Consider the following 2,013-nt stretch of genomic DNA (forward strand, 5'->3'; position numbering starts at 1 on the left):
CCAGCGACTCGGCCGTCACCCCGTGTTCGGCGAGGACCCCGGAGGCGATCCCGGGGCGGCCGGCCAGGGCCAGCAGCAGGTGCTCGTCGCCGATGCGCCGCTCGCGGTGGGCCAGTGCGCCCCGCAGCGACTCCTCGAGGATTCCCTTGGCCCCCCGGGTGAAGGGCCGGTGCCCGAGCCGCTTGCGGCCGCCACTCCTCCACCGGGCGAGCGCACCGGTGCCGTGGACGGCCTCGACCCGGGAGACGATCTCGTCCAGGTCGATCCCCAGGCCCGACAGGGCCTCGGCGTCGGCCCCGGTGAGCCCTCCCCGGCGCCGCGCCGCGGCCAGCGACTCAGCCATGGCGTCCCGCCGTTCGGCGAGTCCGAGCGCCGCGAGGGCGAACGACCCGCGGCTTCCGGTGCGGTCCAGCAGGGCGAGCAGCAGGTGCCCCTCGTCGACCCGTTCCGCTCCGGACCGCTCCGCGTGCTCGACCGCTCCGGTGACCACGTCCCGGGCGTCCTTGGTGAACCGTTCGAACATCACTGCCTCCCGTACTTCTTGTGCACGGCCTGCCTGCTCACGCCGAGCTCGGCGGCGATCTCCTGCCAGGACCAGCCCTGGTTGCGCGCGTTGCGCACCTGGACGGCCTCGAGTTGCTCCAGCAGCTTCCGCAGCGCGGTGACCGCGCGCAGTCCCACGCGGGGATCGCGGTCCCCGGCCCGCTCGGCGAGGTCCGTTGCTTCCGTCATGTTGTCAACCATGGTTGACAACGACGCCGATGTCAACCCCGGTTGACATCGGCGTGCGGGAAGGCGGGTCGGCGGTGGGAGCCCGCGGCCGGGGCACACGCAGAAGACCTCCGGCACCCGGGGAACCAGGGTGCCGGAGGTCTGCGGGCCGGGGCCGGGCGGTCGCCCGCCGGGGCGGCGTCAGGCGCCGGTCAGGACGATCTTGCCGAAGTGGTCGCCGGAGGCCATCCGCTCGAAGCCTTCCCGTGCGCGGTCCAGCGGCAGCACCTCGTCGATGACGGGCCGCACGCCGGTGGCGGCACAGAAGGAGAGCAGGTCCTCCAGCTCGTCCTTGGTGCCCATGGTGGAGCCGACCACCTTGAGCTCCAGGAAGAAGATCCGCGTCAGTTCGGCCTTCGACGGTGCGTCACCGCTGGTGGCGCCCGAGATGACCAGGGTGCCGCCCGGGCGCAGCGACTTCACCGAGTGGGACCAGGTGGCGGCGCCGACGGTCTCGATGACGGCGTCCACCCGCTGCGGCAGCCGCGCGCCGCTCTCCACCGCCTCGACGGCCCCGAGTTCCAGGGCCCGCTTGCGCTTGGCCTCGTCGCGGCTGGTGGCGAACACCTTGAGCCCGGCGGCCTTGCCGAGCACGATCGCCGCCGTGGCGACACCGCCGCCGGCCCCCTGGACCAGCACCGAGTCACCCGGCCGGACACCGGCGTTGGTGAAGAGCATCCGGTAGGCGGTCAGCCAGGCGGTGGGCAGGCAGGCGGCCTCCTCGAAGGAGAGCTCCTTGGGCTTGGGCAGCACGTTCCAGGCCGGCACGGAGACCTGCTCCGCGAAGGTGCCCTGGTACCGCTCGGTGAGGATGGAGCGGGGCTCCTTGGGCCCGACCCCGTGGCCGCTCTGCCCGATGACGGAGTGCAGGACGACCTCGTTGCCGTCCTCGTCGACGCCCGCGGCGTCGCATCCCAGGATCATCGGCAGCTTGTCCTCGGCGAGGCCGACGCCCTTGAGGGACCACAGGTCGTGGTGGTTGAGCGAGGCGGCCCTCACGTTGACGGTGGTCCAGCCGGGGCGCGCCCCGGGCGCCGGGCGGTCCCCCAACTCGAGTCCGTTCAGCGGCTGGTCACGATCGATGCGTGCGGCATAGGCGGCGAACATGACCTCGACCCTAGGTCGCGTCCGGGCCTCGGGGAACCATCCGGCACTGTGACGTGGCCGTCACGCTTCGCGTGAACATCCCCACCGCCCCACCGCCTCGCCGTCCCTGCGCCCCACCGCCCCACCGGTCCGGCA

Annotated in this window: 3 protein-coding genes; all 3 read right to left on the bottom strand. The window is 73.1% G+C overall.

Going from position 1 to position 2,013, the window contains the following annotated elements:
- A partial coding sequence (locus HW445_RS28600; protein WP_180223745.1) for a Clp protease N-terminal domain-containing protein occupies positions 1–523 on the bottom strand: 523 nt, incomplete at its 3' end.
- On the bottom strand, positions 523–732 hold the full coding sequence (locus HW445_RS28605) for a helix-turn-helix domain-containing protein (RefSeq protein ID WP_108954990.1): 210 nt from the start codon (positions 730–732) through the stop codon (positions 523–525). The genes HW445_RS28605 and HW445_RS28600, both read right to left, overlap by 1 nt.
- A gap of 180 nt (positions 733–912) precedes the next feature.
- On the bottom strand, positions 913–1,878 hold the full coding sequence (locus HW445_RS28610) for a zinc-binding dehydrogenase (protein WP_180223746.1): 966 nt from the start codon (positions 1,876–1,878) through the stop codon (positions 913–915).
- Between the last annotated feature and the right edge of the window lie 135 nt (positions 1,879–2,013).

Origin of the sequence: Streptomyces sp. UH6, assembly GCF_013421635.1 — a bacterium.
Taxonomy (GTDB): Bacteria; Actinomycetota; Actinomycetes; order Streptomycetales; family Streptomycetaceae; genus Streptomyces; species Streptomyces abyssomicinicus.

Coding starts and splice junctions, on each gene's coding strand:
- HW445_RS28605 (WP_108954990.1), bottom strand. CDS start 732: ATGACGGAAGCAACGGACCTCGCCGAGCGGGCCGGGGACCGCGATCCC.
- HW445_RS28610 (WP_180223746.1), bottom strand. CDS start 1,878: ATGTTCGCCGCCTATGCCGCACGCATCGATCGTGACCAGCCGCTGAAC.